Below are 17,356 nucleotides of genomic sequence, written 5' to 3' on the forward strand. Positions count from 1 at the left end.
GCGGACGACAGGGGGGCGCGTGACTGCCGAGACAGTGGTGAGCACGCCCGTGGTCAGGACGCCGCTCCGGCGGCGCGTGCCCTTCGGGCCGAACGGTCCCCTCGGCATGTTCGTCGACCCGATGACCTGGCGGGCCGTTCCCTACCTGCTGGTGAGCCTGTTCCACGGCCTCGCCTGGTTCGCGTTCCTCGCCTCGGTGATCCCGCTCTCCCTGGCGCTGGTGATCGTGTGGATCGGGCTGCCGCTCCTCGCCCTGACCATGCTGGCCTGGCGGGGGGTGGCGATGCTGGAGCGCCGGTTCCTCCGGCTGGCCTTCGGCGTCGACATCCCCAGCCCCTACCGGCCATCGGAGGGCGACAACCTGTTCCTGCGCTGGAAGGACATGTTCGTCGACCCCGCCACCTGGAAGGATCTGCTCTACCTGCTGTTGCTGCTGCCGATCGGGATCGGGGAGTTCACGGTCTCGGCGGTCCTGTGGACGCTCGGGCTCGGCCTGACCGTGGCGCCACTGCCTCTGCTGCTGGTGGGGGAGCCGATGACCCCCATCGGCGAGCTGCCGATCGACAGCGGGCCGAAGGCGCTGCTGTGCATGCTGATCGGGATCGGGTTCCTGCTCGCGGCCCTGTACGCGACCCGGGGGATGGCCTGGCTGCACGGCCTGCTCGGCGCCGCCCTGCTGGGCACGGGGGAGAAGAACCGGCTGGCGGCCCGCGCCGCGCACCTGCGGGCCAGCCGGGCCCGTGGGGTGGACGCGGCCGAGGCCGAGCGGCGCCGGATCGAGCGTGACCTGCACGACGGCGCACAGCAGCGGCTGCTGTCGGTGGCCATGGACCTGGGCCGGGCCCAGGCCAAGCTGGACTCCGACCCGACCGCGGCCCGGGAGCTCCTCGACCAGGCGCACAGGGGCACCAAGGCCGCCATCGCCGAGCTGCGTGACCTCGCCAGGGGCATCCATCCGGCGATCCTCACCGACAGGGGGCTGAACGCCGCCCTGTCGTCGCTCGCCGCGCGCGCGCCCGTACGGGTGGATCTGGCGGTGGAGGTCTCGCACCGGCCCCCGCCGGCGGTGGAGAGCATCGCGTACTTCGTCGTGGCCGAGTGCCTGACCAACCTGGCCAAGCACTCCGAGGCCACCGAGGCGTCCATCCGGGTCAGCCGGCAGGAGCAGCGGGTGATCGTCGAGGTCTACGACAACGGGGTCGGCGCCGCGGTGCCGCGGCCCGGAGGCGGTCTCGCCGGGCTGGCCGACCGGGCGGCGACCATCGACGGCACCCTGAGCGTCGACAGCCCGCTCGGCGGCCCCACGATGATCAGGGCCGAGCTGCCCTGCGAATGGTGAGGGCCTGAACACATGCGGGTGGTGATCGCCGAAGACTCGGTGCTGTTGCGCGAGGGGCTGGCCAGGCTGCTGGCCGACGGGGGCATCGAGACCGTCGGGGTCGTGGGCGACGGCCCGGGACTGGTGGCCGCGATCGTCGAGCACGATCCGGACCTGGCGATCGTCGACGTCAGGATGCCGCCGACGCACACCGACGAGGGACTGCGCGCGGCCCTGGAGGCCAGGAGCCGGCGGCCGAGGCTGCCGATCCTGGTGCTGTCGCAGTACGTCGAGGAGCAGTACGCCACGGAGTTGATCGGCGGTGGCGCCGCGGCGGTCGGCTACCTGCTCAAGGAGCGGATAGCGGACGTGGCCGAGTTCCTCGACGCGGTGCGCCGGGTGGCCGCCGGGGGAACGGTCATCGATCCGGAGGTGATCGGGCAGCTGCTGGGCCGCCAGCGCAGGGGAGACCCCCTGGAGTCGCTGACCGCGAAGGAGCGAGAGGTGCTGGCCCTGATGGCGGAGGGCCGTTCCAACGCCGCGGTCGCCGGGCGCATGCTCGTCACCGAGGGCGCCGTGGAGAAACACATCTCCGGCATCTTCGGCAAGCTCGGCCTGGAGCCCGCCACCGACGACCACCGCAGGGTTCTCGCCGTGCTCGCGTATCTGGGCAGGTGAACGCCCGCAGCCCCGGTCTCTCCAGGGCGGGGAATGTCTTGTGGCCTGGGATGGTTGCAGGATCTGGCACACTGGTAGCCGAACCGCAGCGGTTCCGGTTCCCGCCCGCGCGCACCTCGGTGTGCCAGCGCGCAAGCCTCATCGGCGAGAGACAGTGGCGACCCGGCGGCCGCGTTTTGGAGAGGAAAAGACGACATGAAGCCCGACATCCACCCGGAGTACGTCGCCACTCAGGTGACGTGCACCTGTGGTAACTCCTTCACCACCCGCAGCACCGCCAAGAACGGCGTGATCCACGCCGACGTGTGCTCCGCCTGCCACCCCTTCTACACGGGCAAGCAGAAGATCCTGGACACCGGCGGCCGGGTGGCGCGCTTCGAGAAGCGCTTCGGCAAGAAGTCCACGGGCCAGTAGCCCCCATCCCGACGCCGGCTCGGAACGACCCTCCCGCGAAAGGGGGGTGCCCGAGTCGGCGTTCGTGGTGATGAGGCAGGCTTAGAAGGGCTTTCAAGGAAGGACGCACGGTGAACCTCGACGAGCTGCTCAGTGAGTACGCCGAGCTGGAACTCAAGCTCGCCGACCCCTCCGTGCACGCCGACCAGAAGCAGGCACGCACCTTCGGCAGGCGCTACGCCGAGCTGACCCCGATCATCAACACCTACCGCGAGCTCGAGGGCGTCCAGGCAGACCTCGGGACGGCGAGGGAGCTGGCATCGGAGGACGAGGCGTTCGCGGAGGAGGCCAAGGAGCTCGAAGCGCGGGTTCCCGAGCTGGAGGAGAAGCTCAGGCACCTGCTCGTCCCGCGTGATCCCAACGATGACAAGGACATCATCATGGAGATCAAGGCGGGCGAGGGCGGCGAGGAGTCCGCGCTGTTCGCCGGGGACCTCCTGCGGATGTATCTGCGGTATGCCGAGCGGATCGGCTGGAAGACCGAGCTCATCGACGCCACCCACTCCGACCTCGGCGGTTACAAGGACGTCACGATCGCCCTGAAAGCCAGGGGCGACGAGGGCGTCTGGTCGAGGCTCAAGTTCGAGGGCGGTGTGCACCGCGTCCAGCGGGTGCCGGTCACCGAGTCCCAGGGGCGCATCCACACCAGCGCCGCCGGGGTGCTCGTCTACCCGGAGGCCGAGGACGTCGACGTCCAGATCGACCCGAACGACCTCCGCATCGACGTCTACCGCTCCAGCGGTCCCGGTGGTCAGAGTGTCAACACCACCGACTCGGCTGTGCGGATCACGCACCTCCCGAGCGGGGTGGTCGCCTCCTGCCAGAACGAGAAGAGCCAGCTCCAGAACAAGGAGTCGGCCATGCGCATCCTGCGGGCCCGCCTGCAGGCGATCGCCGAGGAGGAGGCCAACGCCGCCGCCATGGCCGAGCGCAAGTCCCAGATCCGCACCGTCGACCGCTCCGAGCGCATCCGCACCTACAACTTTCCCGAGAACCGCATCTCCGATCACCGCGTCGGTTTCAAGGCGTACAACCTCGACCAGGTGCTCGACGGGGATCTCACGGCCGTCATCCAGTCCCTGCTCAACGCTGAGATGGCGGAGAAGCTCGCCAACCATTCATAGAACGCGCCCATGACCTTTCTGCTGGACGAGATCGCCCTCGCCACCGCCCGGCTCGCCGAGGCAGGTGTGCCGTCGCCGCGCACCGACGCCGAGGAGATCGCCGCATGTGTGCACGGTGTACGGCGCAGTGAGCTGCACACCGTGAAGGACTCCGACTTCGACGCCCTGTTCTGGGAGGGCGTCGCCCGCAGGGAGTCCCGCGAGCCGCTCCAGCACATCACCGGGCGGGCCTACTTCCGCTACCTGTCCCTGGAGGTCGGGCCGGGGGTGTTCGTGCCGCGCCCGGAGACCGAGATCGTGGTGGGCTGGGCGATCGACAGGCTGCGGGAGATGGACGTCGCCTCGCCCGTGGTCGTGGATCTCGGCACCGGGTCCGGCGCCATCGCGCTGTCCATCGCCCAGGAGGTCGCGCTGGCCACCGTGCACGCGGTCGAGGTCGACCCGGACGCCTACGGCTGGGCCAAGCGCAACATCATCGAGCACGGTCAGGGCCGCGTCCACCTGCACCCGGAGGATCTGGCCGACGCCCTCTCCGAGCTGGACGGCCAGGTCGACCTGGTGGTCTCCAACCCGCCGTACATCCCGCCCGGCGCGATCCCCCGTGACCCCGAGGTCCGCGACTACGATCCGCACCGTGCGCTGTACGGGTCGGGCAGCGACGGCCTCGACGAGGTCAGGGCCGTCGAAAGGACCGCCAGGCGCCTGCTGCGCCCCGGTGGCTTCGTCGCCGTGGAACACGCCGATCAGCAGGGCACCCCGGTCTATCTGATCTTCTCTGAGGAGAACGGCTGGCGCGACGTCCGCAGCCGCCAGGACCTGACGCGCAGGGACCGCTTCGTCACCGCCCGCTTCGGCCAGGAATAGGATGCACGCCGTGAGCGAGGGGATCCTGGCCGTCGGTGACGTGCCGGTGGACGAGGAGGTACGCGAATGCGCGTAGCGAGCGATCCTGAGGAGGCACAGTGAGCCGACGTTTTGACTGCATCGATGCCGAGCAGCGCGCCGCGGGCCTGGTAGAGGCCGCGTCCGCCCTGCGGCGGGGGGAGCTCGTGGTGCTGCCGACCGACACCGTCTACGGTATCGGCGCAGACGCCTTCGCACCCGCCGCGGTCACCGCCCTGCTGGAGGCCAAGGGGCGCGGCCGTGACATGCCGGTGCCTGTGCTGGTCGGGACCGTCCGGGCGGCCAACGCCCTGGTGGAGAACCTCGGTCCGTACGGCCAGGATCTCGTCGACGCCTTCTGGCCGGGGCCGCTCACGCTGATCTGCCGCGCGAACCGGTCGCTCTCCTGGGACCTGGGGGACGCCAAGGGCACCGTCGCCATCCGGATGCCGCTGCACGCGGTCGCCCTCGACCTGCTCAAGGAGACCGGTCCGATGGCCGTCTCCAGCGCCAACCGCTCCGGTGCCCCCGCCGCGACCAGCGCCGCCGACGCGGAGAAGCAGCTCGGCGACTCGGTGTCGGTCTATCTCGACGCCGGGCCGTGTGAGAGCGACACCCCTTCGACGATCCTGGACCTGACCACCGCGGTGCCCAGGTTGCTGCGGCGCGGGGCGGTCGCGGTGGAGAAACTGCGCGGCGTGATCGGCTACGTCGCCACCGACGCTGGTCCCGAGCCTGACGGTGGCACAGAGTCCGGCGGGTGAACGTGGACCCGAGCGTTCCCGTCCTTCTCGTCAAGATCGGGCACTACCCGCTTCACCACGGGGCGGTCGGCGTCGTGCGGACGCTGGGACGGCTCGGGGTCGCTGTTCACGTCATCGCCGAGGGTCGCCTGACCGCGGCGGCGCTCTCCCGTTACCGGGCCGGCCAGATCGTCTGGCCGACCACCGGGGCCGAGCCCGCTGAGCATCTTGTGCGGGGGCTGCGGGAGATCGCCGCGTCGCTGCCGGGAAGGGCGGTGGCCGTGGCGACGGACGACGAGGCGGCGATCCTGCTCGCCGAGCACGCGGAGATCCTGTCCGAGCACCTTCTGCTGCCGCCGGTCCCGCGTGACCTGCCGCGCCTGCTGGCCAGCAAGCACGACATGTTCCGGCTGTGCCGGCGCCACGGCATACCGGTTCCGGAGTCACGGCTGATCACCTCGCTCGACCAGATCGACGAGATCGCCGGGGAGCTCACCTTTCCCGTCGTGCTCAAGAACTCCGAACCGTGGCTCCGGCTGGCCGCGCCGGCGGTCAGCCGTTCCACGGTGGTGGAGACGCCGCTGGAGCTGCGCGAGCTGGCCGCGACATGGCCGGCCGCGCCGTACACGCTCGTCCAGGAGTACCTGCCGCGCTCGGAGTCGACGGACTGGATCGCCCACGTCTGCTGTGACGCGCAGGGGAACGCGGTGGTCACCTTCACCGGGGTGAAGGTACGGTCGTGGCCGCCGCACGTGGGGGTGACGACGTACGCCTACTCGGTGGCGAACCCGGAGCTGGTGAGCCTGACCACCAGGCTCTGCAAGGAGACCGGCTACGCGGGCGTCGCCGATCTCGACTGGCGGCTCGACCACCGTGACGGAAAGTACAAGCTTCTTGATTTCAACCCTCGGGTGGGAGCGCAGTTCCGGCTGTTCGAAACCGACGCGGGGATCGACGTGATCCGGGCCCATTACCTGACGCTGACCGGCCAGGCGGTCCCGCCGGGAACACAGGTGGAAGGGCGCAGGATCATCGTCGAGAACCTGGACGTTCCTGCCCGGGTCGCCTATCGACGCGCGAGGCGCGCCTACCAGATCCCTGAGGGGGGCGGGAGGGAGTTCGCCTGGCTCGCCGCCGACGATCCTCTCCCGGGACTGGCCACGGCCGTTCGCAGCGCCCGTCCGATCGCGCGGCGGGTGATCGCGCGGTTCTCCGGCCGGAAACCGTCATCCATGTGAAGAAAATAATCACCTGTTGCTGATAGGAATTCTGGTCCGTATGTGACCCTGATGGCCCTGTCATCCGTCATCTACCGGGTGTTCGGCGCGGTGAGAGGACGACAGCGGAATGGTTATCCGACCGAGCGGTCCGTCGCAGGCGGCCGTGGTCCGTCTGATCAGGCGGAACGCGTTCTTCGCCGGTGCCCTGGTGGCCGGGACGGTGGTCCGCGCGGGCATCACGGTGACCCAGCTTCCGGTGCTGGCCAAGAACGACAGTTACGCCTATATCGCGCTGGCCCTGCGGCCCCAGCCGCATGTGGTGCGGCCCAGCGGTTACCCGCTGTTCCTCTGGCTGCTCAAGCCGTTTCACAGCTTCACGCTGGTGGTCACGGTCCAGCACCTGCTGGCCCTCGTCTCGGTCACCGGCCTCTACGCGCTGCTGCGGCGGCGAACCTCGCTCCCTGGCTGGGGGGCGACGCTCGTCGTCCTTCCCGTGATGTTCGGCGCGTGGCAGCTCAAGATGGAGAGCGCCATCATGAGCGAGGCGCTTTTCGTTCCGCTGACCATCGGGGCCGTGGTGGTGGTGCTCTGGTGGCGCTCGCCCCCGGCCTGGGCCGTCGCGCTCTCGGGGGTGCTCCTCGCCCTCGCCACGCTGGCCCGCGCGGCAGGGTTGCCGCTGATCCTGCTGGTGGTGGGATACCTGGTCGTCCGGCGCGTCGGCCCGCGCCCGGTCATCGCCTTCACGGTCGCGGCCGTCCTGCCGCTGGCCGGCTACGGACTGTGGTTCCGGGCGTGGCACGGCAGCGTCGCGTTCACCCGGAGCAACGGGATCTTCCTCTACGGGAGGGTCATGGACTTCGCGGACTGCGAGAGGATGGCCCCTCCGATTCCCGAGCGGGGGCTCTGCACGCAGGCGCCGCCGGGAACCCGCCCGAAGTCGGACACCTACATCTGGTATCCGGGCACCCCCCTGCAGAGCATGGGCGTCGACGTCTTCAGCGAGGACGTCAACAATCTGGCGTCGAGCTTCTCCTGGCGGGCGATCCGTGAGCAGCCCCTCGACTTCGCCGCGACGGTCGCCAGGGACACCGGCGCCTTCTTCGCCGAGCCCTGGATACCGATGCCGCCGACGGCCGAGGAACTGGGGTACGACTCCGGGGTCAACGCGACCTACGTGCCGGGAGCCGATCCGGTGCGGGACGTTCGCGCGTACGAGGGAGGGGATCTCCTGGTCGCCACGGCCCTGGGCCACGACGCGGTGGAGCCGCCCGCGCCCAGGGCGGCGGGTCTTTTGAAGGTGGAGGGATACGCGACGGGCCTGCTCCTCGGCGTGCTGCTGGTGGCGGGCGCGGCCGGAGCGGTCAGGTGGAGGCGGCCCGAGATCGCCCTCCCCTGGGCCTTCGCGGTGGCGCTGTTGCTGATACCCGCGGCGACCTCGGTGTTCGATCGACGCTACGCCCTTCCGGCCATCCCGCAGGCGCTGCTGGCCGTGGCCCTCCTCTGGGGACGGGAGGGGGATCCGGAGCGGCCGCCTATTCCCAGGTGACAGGCCAGAAAACCAAGCTTGATGTGATTTTTGTTGTTTTTGGTGGACAGGTAAACGCATGATGCGGATCGCACGTCCTTCTTGTGCTTGTCCAGCAAGAAGGTGAGAGCGTATGAGTGCGACGTCGACCGAGCGCAGAGCGGAGCACCCTCCGGCTGCTCCGCCCGTTCCGGGGAACGGGCGGAAGCGATCGATCACACGCGTGCTCGTCGCGGGTGACCTCTGCTGTGCCCTGGTGGCCTATGCCGTGGTGCTGGGAGCCAGATGGTGGTGGGGCGGCTACGTCCCCTGGTTCGAGATGGTGTTCTCGGCGGGGCTGGTGATCGCCTGGCCGGTGGCGATGTCGTTCGTGGGGGCGTACCGAGGGCGAGTCCAGGCGGGTGGCCTGGAGGAGGTCCGCCTGGTGTTCAACGGTGGCCTGGGGCTGGCCGCGGTCGTCGCGATCGGTGCCTACGTCACCAAGCTCATGATCGCCAGGAGCATCGTCATCGCCATGCTGCCCATGGCGATCCTGCTCACCCTCGCCTTCCGCCGCGCCCTGCGCCGGCACCGGCACCGGACGGATCCCCGGGAGGCGGTCGCGCGGGTCGTCGCCGTCGGGCACCGGGTGGCGGTGATGGACCTGGTGATGCAGCTGCGTCACCAGCCTGGGTACGGCATGAGCGTGGTCGCCGCCTGCCTGCCCGAGGGGGCGGAGCTCGGATGCGTCCCCGACGTCGACGGGGTTCCGATCCTCGGCGACTTCACCAACGTGGCCGAGGTGGTGGCCAGGACGTCGGCGGACGCGGTGGCGGTCCTGGCCTGTCCTGAGCTGGACGGCGTGGCTCTGCGCAGGCTGGCCTGGAGCCTGGAGGTCACCGACACCGATCTGTTCGTCGCCCCGTCCCTGATGGACGTCGCCGGACCGCGGGTCAGCGTCCGCCCGGTCGCCGGCATGACACTGCTCCACGTGGACCACCCCTCTTTCGGAGGGATCAACCAGATCGTGAAGAACGTGTTCGACAGGGTGGTGGCCGCCGGGGTGCTGGCCGTTCTCGCGATCCCGATGTTGGCGATCTTCGTCGCGGTCCGGGCCACGAGCGACGGGCCGGCGCTGTTCAGGCAGACCCGGGTGGGGAAGGGCGGGCGCGAGTTCCAGATCCTCAAGTTCCGGACGATGGTGAACGGCGCCGACCGGCTGGGCGGCCTCGATGTCGAGGCGGCGCTGCTCAAGATGCGGGGCGACCCGCGCGTCACCCGGGTGGGAACGTTCCTGCGCCGGTACTCCCTCGACGAGCTCCCGCAGCTCGTCAACGTGGTCCGCGGGGAGATGTCGCTGGTCGGGCCGCGCCCGCTGGTGCCCGCGGAGTTCGCCCTGTACGGCGCGGACATCCACCGCAGGCTGGTGGTCCGGCCGGGGATGACCGGCCTGTGGCAGGTCAGCGGACGCTCGGACCTCTCCTGGGAGGAGCGGATGCGGATGGATCTCCGCTACGTCGAGAACTGGTCACTGATCCTGGACCTGCAGCTGCTCTGGAAGACCTGGGGGGCCGTCGCGCGTGCCCGGGGAGCCTACTGACACCAACGGGCACTCAACGGATCTCGTCGACGGCGTTGGCACTGTCGCTCTCCCGGATGTAGTCGTCGACGCGGTCGTCCTGGATCGCCTGGCTGAGGGCCCGCACCTTCCGTGTGTCCAGGTACACGACGCTCTGCGAGCCCTCCATGCCGCTGCCCCGCACCGGCATGGTGGTGTACTGGAACCCGTCGGCGCCGGCCAGATCGAACAGCCGCGACCTGATGATCGCCGGGGTGACCCCCGAGTCGACGCTGATCGCCTTGGTCAGGGCGCGCAGCAGGTTGTTGACCTTCACGGGGTTGGTGAGGGTCTCGGCGCTGAGCACCTTGCCGGCGATGGAGTGCAGCAGCGCCTGCTGACGCTTGATCCGGTCGAGGTCCCCGCCGGGGAGGTTGACGCGCTGGCGGACGAACTGCAGGGCCTTCTCGCCGTCGAGGTGCTGGCGGCCGGCCTTCCAGGTGACGCCGCTGAGCGGGTCCCGGACGGTCTCCGTCACCTCGACGTCGACCCCGCCGATCGCGTCGGTGGCCGCGGAGAACCCCTGGAAGTCGATCGCGGCGTAGTGGTCGACGCGGACACCGGTGAGCTTCTCGACCGTCTTGATCAGCAGGGCGGGGCCGCCCCAGGAGAAGGCGGCATTGATCTTGGCTCTGCCCTTCCCGGGAATGGAGACCCACGAGTCCCGCGGGATCGAGATCACGCTGATCCGGTTCCCGGCGTCGGCGAGGTGGATCAGCATGATCGTGTCGGTGCGCTGCTCGCCGGGCCGCCACAGCCGGGTCCTCGCGTCCTTGCCGGTGGTCGTCCTCTCCGAACGCGTGTCGGTCCCGACGAGCAGCCAGTTCTCACCCACCCCCAGCTCGGCGGGGGGCCGATCGGCCTCAGCGGTGGGGATGGCGTCGGGAATCCGCACGATGTCGCTGTCGAGGCTGCTCTGGAAGACATAGAGCGTTCCAGCAGTGCAGGCACCCATCAGGATTCCGGCGGTTCCGGTGATCAGCAGGAGGCGGAGGGCGCGATGCATCGGGGGTGCCCCTATCGAGTCAGACATACCAAAAGAAGTGCCATGCAACCTGCGATACCTTATGTCGCGCTGGTGGCAGTTAGCACGGTCAACTCGTTCATCACTCGCGTCACGGAGGTCTTGGTGGGGCTTGACGCCGTGAAGCGGCCCGCGCCCGGCGGCACCCGCCCCGGGCAGGCGGTGCGGGTGCTCCATGTGACCGAGTGCTGGGGCAGCGGGGTGGCCAGCGCCGTCCACGCCTACGTCGAGGCCACACCGGACCACGAGCACTGGCTGCTGATGGCGCACGACGCGGCCGACCCCCTGCTGGGCGAGGATCGCCTGCTCAAGGGGGTCAGGGTCTTCTCCGACGGGCACCTGGCGAGGATCCGCGACGTGGCCGCCGCCTACCGGGAGATCCGTCCCGACATCGTGCACGCCCACTCCTCCTACGCGGGCTTCTACGTCCGCTCCTGCCCGCCGGTTCCCACGGGGCGGATCGTCTACAGCCCGCACTGCTACGCCTTCGAGCGGACCGATGTCGCGCTTCCCGTCCGGTACGGCTTCCGCCTGGCCGAGACGCTGCTCGCCTCGCGTACCGGCGTCGTGGCGGCGGTGAGTCCGAGGGAGGCCGAGCTCGCGGCCCGGCTCCGTGGCGGCCAGCGCGTGGTCTACGTCCCCAACGTCGTCCCCGAGACCCCGGCGGCGGTGGAACCGCGGGAGCCCGGGGAGCGGCCGGGCCTTGTCGCGGTCTCGGTCGGCCGCGTCTGCGCGCAGAAGGACCCCGCCTTCTTCGCCGCCGCCGCCCGCGCGAGCGACGAGTCCGTCAGGTGGGTCTGGATCGGCGACGGAGACCCCGCCCTGCGCCGTGTCCTTCAGGACGCCGGGGTCGTCGTGACGGGCTGGCTCGCCCGTGAGGAGGCGCTGGCCCTGCTCGGCACCGCGGACGTCTACGTCCACACGGCGAGCTGGGAGGGCGCCCCGATCTCCGTGCTGGAGGCGGTCGGAGCCGGCCTGCCCGTGGTGGCGAGGGACATCCCGGCGCTGCGCAGCCTGGGCGTACCCGACCTGGTGACGACACCGGCCGGGTGCGCGCGGGCGGTGGCCGACCTCGGGGACCGCCCGCGGCGCGAGGAGGCGGTACGGAGGCTCGCCGGCGCGCTGGCGGGGCAGCACACCTCCGGGCTCCAGGCGGACCGGCTCGCCCACGCCTACACGCTCGTCACGGGGGCGGCGTGAGGGTCGGGGTGAGCGGTAAGGTGCTACGCCGGAACGTGGGAGGAAACACCTCCTACACGCGGACCCTCTACACCGCGCTGGCACCTTTCGGGATCGAGTGCGAGGCCCTCGTCCCGCCGGGCGACGGGCTCGGAGGAGCGGTCAGGCAACTCGCCTACGCCGCCGCCGACGGCCTGCTGTGGCCGGCCCGCCCGGGAGGGGCCGACCTGCTGCACTTCCCGGCCGACACCGGGGCGCTGATCGGCTCCCGGGTACCGATCGCGGCCACGGTGCACGGCGTCGAGGACGCTCCCGTCCCCGGGCTGGCCCGCGCGCTCTGGAAGCGCACCTGGATGGCCAGGGTCGGCAGGCTCACCCAGGTCGCCGGCGCGGTCATCACCGTCTCGCGCCATTCGGCCGGCGAGATCGGTAGGGTCTTCCGCGTCCCCGCGGCCCGCGTCCACGTGATCCCGCACGGGCTGGACGCCGGTCGTTTCCACCCCCGGGAGGCCGGCGACGACGCCCTCCTCGAACCCCTGCGGCTGCCCGGCGGGTTCGTGCTGTACCTGGGGAACCTGGACCCCCGCAAGAACGTCACGGCCCTGGTCGAGGCGACCGCGCGCCTGGGCGTCCCCCTGGTGGTCGCCGGAGGCGGGTTCCTCGGGTCGGGCCAGGTCGAGCGGGCACTGGCCGGGGCACCGCACGCCCGCTACCTCGGCCAGGTACCGCACGAGTTGGTGGCGCCCCTGATGAGGGCGGCCACGGTGTTCGCCTTCCCCTCAGGTCACGAGGGTTTCGGGATGCCGGTGCTGGAGGCCATGGCCTGCGGCACCCCGGTGGTGACCTCCGACCGGGCGGCGCTGCCCGAGGTCGCGGGTGACGCCGCCGTACTCGTATCCGATCTTGACGCGCGCGGCATCGCGGCGGGTCTGGAGACCGTCCTGTCCGACGACCGCGCCGCGGCGGATTTGCGGGCCCGGGGGATCGTCCGGGCCGCTCTGTTCTCCTGGGAGGAGTCCGCGCGGCGCCACGCCGAGGTGTTCACGGCCCTGGTCGAGAGCGGAGGTACCCGGGCGTGAGCACCTCGCGGTTGCCGCTGCGCGAGGGCGCCTGGTGGCTCCACCCGGCCTGGACGGCGATGCTCGCCACCATCCCCGGGCTGCTGGCCGTCTGGCTGATCGGGGACGACAGCTTCCGGGAGTGGTGGCGGACGCCGAAGATCTTCGACGACGGCAAGGTGCTCACCGTCGTGGTGTTCATCGGCGTCTTCGTCGTGGGCTGCATGCTGCCGTCGCTGTCCAGGCCGGTCCGGGCCACCGACATACCGGTCAACGCGCGCCAGCGCCGGGTCCTGCTCCTGGCCGGCCAGGTGGCCGCCGCGCTCACCGTGGTGGGATACGCGGCCTGGCTGGCCTCGGCGGTCTCGAGCGGGCTCAGCCTCGCCGACCTCGTGAAGGTCTTCTCGCTGAGCCCGGGCTCCGCGGACGCGGTCAAGGACGAACTCACCACCATCGGCGGGGTGACCACGCTGACCCAGCTGGGACCGCTGGCCATGGTCTGCCTGCTGCTTGAGCGGAGGCTCGGCGGTGGCTCGCACACCGCGATGTTCGTGATGCTCACCGGGTTGACGCTGGCGCGGGTGGTGCTCAACTCCGAGCGGCTCGCCCTGATGGAGATCGCGCTCCCGGTCCTCGCGCTGATCTCGACGCTGCGGCCCGGCGACGGGCGGCGCCACCACCGCTGGCTGTGGGCAGGGCTGCCGCTGCTCGCCCCGTTCGCCCTGGTGACGCTCTTCGGCACCTTCGAGTACGTGCGCAGCTGGTCCCACTACTCCGCGATCGTCCAGATCGACTACTCCGAGTTCGTGCTGCGCAGGCTGACCGGCTACTACGCCACGGCGTACAACAACTCCGCCATCGTGGTCGACCGCATCGGCCCCGGCCTCGTCTGGCCGTACTACACGGTGGGGTTCCTGTGGAACTTCCCCGGCCTGTCGGCGCTGCTGACCCCGGAGTCCGTGCTGGGTTTCCACCCCGCCCGGGTCTGGCCCGGCCTGCTGTGGCAGTTCGGCAACCCCGAGTACAACAACACGGGCGGCATGCTCGCCCCCCTCGCCGACTACGGGCTGGCGGGCGGCATGCTCTTCTGGGCCGGGACGGGGCTGGCGATCGGCCTCTGCTACCGCTGGATGCGCTCGGGGGAGATCCGGGGCCTGATCCTCTACCCGCTGCTGTACGTGGGCCTGGTCGACCTGGCCAGATATTTCTACTGGGGTGAGGGCCGGGCCTTTCCCACGCTGCTCGGCGCCGTCGTGCTGGCCATGTTGCTGCACCGCCGCCGGGACCCCGGGGAGGAGAGGTGACCGCGGCGCGCCGGGGGCTGTGGACCCTCGCCGACCACGTGATCTGCAGCGGAAGCAACTTCGCTCTCATGATCCTGGTGGCCGGCAACGTCTCGGTCGTCACCCTGGGAGAGTTCGCACTCCTCTACGGCTTCTACGTGGTGGTCGTGGAGCTGTCGCGGGCGGCGGTCAGCGAGCCGCTCCTGGTCAGGCGGCCCGAGGGAGACGCCGCGGTGCGCCGGGCGCTGGCGGACAGCTCCGGTTCCGCGGCCGTGTTCGGTGCCCTCGCCGGGGTGCTGCTGCTGGCCCTGTCCCCCTTCCTGGTCGGCTCGCACTGGCGCTCCGCCGTGGCGCTCGCCCTGCTATTGCCGGTACTGCTGGTCTGGGACGCGCTCAGGCTGGCGTTCATCGCGGTCGGCTGGCAGCGCCGCGCGGTGCTGGTCGACGTGGTGGGTGGGGTGGCGCAGGTCTCGGCGGCGTTCGCCGCGCTCCAGGTGGAGGCGAGCCTGGGCTGGCTGGTCGCCGGTTGGGGGTTCGGCGGTCTGGTCGCCGCGTGTCTGGCGGCCGCCCAGGCCAGGACGCTGCCCCGGCTCGGAGCGCCGCGCCGCTGGTTGAGGGAGTACGGCACGCTGGTCCGGCCCTACTTCGTGGAGACCGGGGCGCTCTCCCTGGCGGGCTATGCCGTACTGATCGTTCTCGGGCACATCGCGGGGCCGGCGGCGGTGGGGGCCTGGCGGGCCGCGCTGACGCTGTTCGGCCCGGCGAACGTGGTGATGGCGGCCGGTCGGGTCGCGGCCGTCAGCGAGCTTTCCCGGCTCAGGACCGCGGGCCCCGGCCGGATGCTCCGCTCGGCGGCCGTGGTCGGGCTGCTGTGCGGGGTCGTGGGCGCCGCGGCCGGTACCGTCGCCGCCTTCCTGCCGGACTCCGTCGGCCATGCCCTGCTCGGCGAGTCCTGGGCGGACGTGGGGCCGCTCGTCCCCGCCTTCACCGCCCTGCTCGTGATCGAGGGGATCGGTCTCGGACCCTATGGTGTGCTGCGCGCCATGGAACGGGTCCGGACGCTGTTCGTCCTGAGGGTTTCCGTGGCGGCGGGACGCGTGCTCGCGGTCAGCGCGGGGGCGGCACTGGCCGGCGCCGCCGGCGCGGCCACGGCGAGCTCGCTGATCGAGGCCACCGGGTTCCTGGTCGCCATGGCCCTTCTCGCGGCGGTCCTCACCACCGCGCCTTTCCGAACGTCGCACGTGACCCCCCAACAGTCGAGAGAGCACCCGTGAACGCCAGAGAGCTGATCGCCGGAGCCCGCAGGAACCTGCTGCTCGTCATCCTGCTCGCCGTCCTCGGCACGGGGACCGGGCTCGGGATCGGCCTGCTGCAGCCGAAGGAGTACAGGACCACGACGACGCTGTTCGTCTCCATCGCGCAGGGCGGCCAGTCCAGCATCGACCAGAGGTACCAGGGCACCCTGTTCACCCAGGAGAGGGTGCGCTCCTACGCCGCGCTGGTCACCACCCCGGTGGTGACCAGGTCGGTGGTCAGGACCCTCGGGCTGTCACTGAAGCCCGAGGAACTGGCGCAGAGGCTGGAGGTGGACGTCCCGGTCGACACCGTCCTGCTCAACATCACCGCCAGGTACGGCGACGCCGAGGCCGTGGCGAGGATCGCCAACGCGGTGACCGCCCGGCTCGTCGCGGTGGTCGCGGACCTGGAGACACCCGATCCGGACCAGGGCTCGGCGATCCGCGTCAAGGTGGTCAGGGACGCGGCGGTGCCGGAGCGGCCGAGCAGCCCCAGGGTCGTCCTGAACATAGTGCTGGGATTCGCGCTGGGACTCGTCGGGGGCGTCGGCGCGGGCGCCCTGCGCGAGGCGCTCGACACCCGGATCCACAGCGAGGCCGATCTCGCGAGGCTGAGCGACCAGCCCCTGCTGGCCATGGTCCCCAAGGATCCCGACACCCAGGTCGCCCCGCTCGTCGGCGATCGTTTCAGCTCACGCGCCGAGGCGTACCGCAAGCTGCGCACCACCCTGCGCTTCGTCGGCGTCGACCAGCCCGCCAAGGTTTTCCTGGTCACCAGCCCGCTCCCCGGCGACGGGAAGTCGACGACCGCGGTCAACCTGGCGGCGGCCCTGGCAGCCGAGGGTGCCCAGGTGGCCCTGGTCGAGGTCGACCTGCGCAGGCCGAGGCTCGCCGACATGCTCGGGCTCGTCGGCGAGGCGGGTCTGACCAGCGTCCTGACCGGGAGGGCCGAGCTGGCCGATGTCGCCCAGTCGACGGCGGGAGCGCACCGGATCACCGTGCTCACCAGCGGCCCGCTGCCGCCCAACCCCAGCGAGCTGCTGGGCACCCAGCGCATGCGGGACCTGCTGCGGCGGCTCGCCCAGGGCTTCGACTACGTCATCCTGGACGCCCCGCCGCTGCTGCCCGTCACCGACGCGGCGGTGCTCGCGCCGGAGGCGGACGGGACCATCCTGGTGACGCGGGCCAAGAAGACCAGGCGCGACGATCTGCGTGAGGCACTGACGGTGCTGGAGGGGGCCAGGGGCCGCGTCGTGGGACTGGTCTTCAACTGCGGGACGGTCACCAGGTCCGACCGGTACGGTCCGTACACGCGCGACACCGCCAAGCCCCAGCTGGGGGACACCTTCCAGGACCGGGAGCCGCCTGCCGTGGTGCGGCGGCCGAGGAGGGGAGACTCGCCGCTCAGCGGGGACCGAGCAGTTCCCCCAGGGCGCGGCTGAGCGAGTCGCCGATCACCCGGGAGCACTCCTCGTACTCCCTCGGCGGCCCACCGTACGGATCGGCGATTTCGATCGATGGATGCCGGCCAGGGGCACCCCGGCGCCTGGCGGCGGTCCTGACCACGGCGTGCGCACGCCCGACGGTGTCGGAGCGGTGGCGGACTTTCCGGCCCGCCGACAGATGGGCGAACTCGCGGAGGGTGAAGGTCCGGTGGATCGCGGTCGGATCCATCGTCACCGCCGTGCCGCGTTGCCCCGTCTCCATGGTGAGGATGAGATCCGCGTCGCCGACCAGGGCGCCGTCCAGCGGTCGCGAGAGGTGCTCGGAGCCGTCCAGCCCGAGGTTTCTCAGCGTGTCGAGCGCGTGCGGAGCCATGGGGTGCCCCGCTCTGGCGTGGGTGCCCGCGCTCGACACGAGGATCGGGCAGGAGGAGAACCGGAGCATCGCCTTGGCTATCGCCTCGGCCATCGGAGAGCGGACGATGTTCGCCGTACAGACGATCAGAATCCGGAAGTCCTCTCTCACCTCGTCTAT

Annotated in this window: 16 protein-coding genes; 14 read left to right on the plus strand and 2 right to left on the minus strand. The window is 70.9% G+C overall.

Features of this window, described 5'->3' with window-relative positions:
* Positions 1-19: 19 nt before the first annotated feature.
* The 9 genes from ABT061_RS31080 (at position 20) to ABT061_RS31120 (ending at position 9,522) form a co-directional block, all read left to right on the plus strand.
* Complete coding sequence (locus ABT061_RS31080) at positions 20-1,339, plus strand: sensor histidine kinase (RefSeq protein ID WP_350924641.1); 1,320 nt, start codon at positions 20-22, stop codon at positions 1,337-1,339.
* Between the two features lie 12 nt (positions 1,340-1,351).
* Positions 1,352-1,996, plus strand: a complete 645-nt coding sequence (locus tag ABT061_RS31085; protein ID WP_350924643.1) for a response regulator transcription factor — start codon at positions 1,352-1,354, stop codon at positions 1,994-1,996.
* Between the two features lie 195 nt (positions 1,997-2,191).
* Entirely contained in the window at positions 2,192-2,410 is a 219-nt protein-coding gene (rpmE, locus tag ABT061_RS31090; protein WP_343975689.1) for a 50S ribosomal protein L31, read from the plus strand.
* Positions 2,411-2,520: 110 nt separating this feature from the next.
* Entirely contained in the window at positions 2,521-3,573 is a 1,053-nt protein-coding gene (prfA, locus tag ABT061_RS31095) for a peptide chain release factor 1 (protein WP_350924646.1), read from the plus strand.
* Positions 3,574-3,582: 9 nt separating this feature from the next.
* Positions 3,583-4,437: a peptide chain release factor N(5)-glutamine methyltransferase gene (gene prmC, locus ABT061_RS31100; RefSeq protein ID WP_030906627.1), complete on the plus strand. Its 855-nt coding sequence runs from the start codon at positions 3,583-3,585 to the stop codon at positions 4,435-4,437.
* A 98-nt stretch (positions 4,438-4,535) separates the two neighbouring features.
* Positions 4,536-5,219: an L-threonylcarbamoyladenylate synthase gene (locus ABT061_RS31105; protein WP_350924648.1), complete on the plus strand. Its 684-nt coding sequence runs from the start codon at positions 4,536-4,538 to the stop codon at positions 5,217-5,219.
* A complete protein-coding gene (locus tag ABT061_RS31110) occupies positions 5,216-6,436 on the plus strand; it encodes a carboxylate--amine ligase (RefSeq protein WP_350924650.1) in 1,221 nt (406 codons plus the stop codon). The genes ABT061_RS31105 and ABT061_RS31110 overlap by 4 nt, the downstream gene beginning before the upstream one ends.
* Positions 6,437-6,545: 109 nt before the next feature.
* Positions 6,546-7,964, plus strand: a complete 1,419-nt coding sequence (locus ABT061_RS31115; RefSeq protein ID WP_350924652.1) for a hypothetical protein — start codon at positions 6,546-6,548, stop codon at positions 7,962-7,964.
* A 112-nt stretch (positions 7,965-8,076) separates the two neighbouring features.
* Complete coding sequence (locus ABT061_RS31120; protein ID WP_350924654.1) at positions 8,077-9,522, plus strand: sugar transferase; 1,446 nt, start codon at positions 8,077-8,079, stop codon at positions 9,520-9,522.
* Positions 9,523-9,535: 13 nt separating this feature from the next.
* Here the strand turns inward: ABT061_RS31120 and ABT061_RS31125 are convergent, their stop codons facing one another.
* A complete protein-coding gene (locus ABT061_RS31125) occupies positions 9,536-10,546 on the minus strand; it encodes an LCP family protein (protein ID WP_350924656.1) in 1,011 nt (336 codons plus the stop codon).
* A gap of 72 nt (positions 10,547-10,618) precedes the next feature.
* Between ABT061_RS31125 and ABT061_RS31130 the strand changes: the two genes are divergently transcribed.
* The 5 genes from ABT061_RS31130 to ABT061_RS31150 are packed head-to-tail and all read left to right on the plus strand — an operon-like array spanning position 10,619 to position 16,821.
* Complete coding sequence (locus ABT061_RS31130; RefSeq protein WP_350924658.1) at positions 10,619-11,764, plus strand: glycosyltransferase; 1,146 nt, start codon at positions 10,619-10,621, stop codon at positions 11,762-11,764.
* A 35-nt stretch (positions 11,765-11,799) separates the two neighbouring features.
* Positions 11,800-12,822 (plus strand): glycosyltransferase family 4 protein, encoded by a 1,023-nt coding sequence (locus tag ABT061_RS31135; protein ID WP_350924661.1) that lies wholly within the window; start codon positions 11,800-11,802, stop codon positions 12,820-12,822.
* A complete protein-coding gene (locus ABT061_RS31140) occupies positions 12,819-14,105 on the plus strand; it encodes an O-antigen polymerase (protein WP_350924663.1) in 1,287 nt (428 codons plus the stop codon). The genes ABT061_RS31135 and ABT061_RS31140 overlap by 4 nt, the downstream gene beginning before the upstream one ends.
* A complete protein-coding gene (locus tag ABT061_RS31145; RefSeq protein ID WP_350924665.1) occupies positions 14,102-15,358 on the plus strand; it encodes an MATE family efflux transporter in 1,257 nt (418 codons plus the stop codon). The genes ABT061_RS31140 and ABT061_RS31145 overlap by 4 nt, the downstream gene beginning before the upstream one ends.
* Positions 15,355-16,821 carry a tyrosine-protein kinase domain-containing protein gene (locus tag ABT061_RS31150; protein WP_350924667.1) on the plus strand — a complete coding sequence of 489 codons (1,467 nt, stop codon included), beginning with the start codon at positions 15,355-15,357 and terminating at the stop codon, positions 16,819-16,821. The genes ABT061_RS31145 and ABT061_RS31150 overlap by 4 nt, the downstream gene beginning before the upstream one ends.
* On the opposite strand, the gene ABT061_RS31155 is transcribed toward ABT061_RS31150, so the two are convergent.
* A complete protein-coding gene (locus ABT061_RS31155) occupies positions 16,784-17,347 on the minus strand; it encodes an arsenate reductase/protein-tyrosine-phosphatase family protein (RefSeq protein ID WP_350924670.1) in 564 nt (187 codons plus the stop codon). The genes ABT061_RS31150 and ABT061_RS31155 overlap by 38 nt on opposite strands.
* Between the last annotated feature and the right edge of the window lie 9 nt (positions 17,348-17,356).

It is taken from the genome of Streptosporangium sp. NPDC002544 (assembly GCF_040295965.1).
Taxonomy (GTDB): domain Bacteria; phylum Actinomycetota; class Actinomycetes; order Streptosporangiales; family Streptosporangiaceae; genus Streptosporangium.

Coding starts and splice junctions, on each gene's coding strand:
- rpmE (WP_343975689.1), top strand. CDS start 2,192: ATGAAGCCCGACATCCACCCGGAGTACGTCGCCACTCAGGTGACGTGC.
- ABT061_RS31115 (WP_350924652.1), top strand. CDS start 6,546: ATGGTTATCCGACCGAGCGGTCCGTCGCAGGCGGCCGTGGTCCGTCTG.
- ABT061_RS31120 (WP_350924654.1), top strand. CDS start 8,077: ATGAGTGCGACGTCGACCGAGCGCAGAGCGGAGCACCCTCCGGCTGCT.
- prmC (WP_030906627.1), top strand. CDS start 3,583: ATGACCTTTCTGCTGGACGAGATCGCCCTCGCCACCGCCCGGCTCGCC.
- ABT061_RS31085 (WP_350924643.1), top strand. CDS start 1,352: ATGCGGGTGGTGATCGCCGAAGACTCGGTGCTGTTGCGCGAGGGGCTG.
- ABT061_RS31125 (WP_350924656.1), bottom strand. CDS start 10,546: ATGCATCGCGCCCTCCGCCTCCTGCTGATCACCGGAACCGCCGGAATC.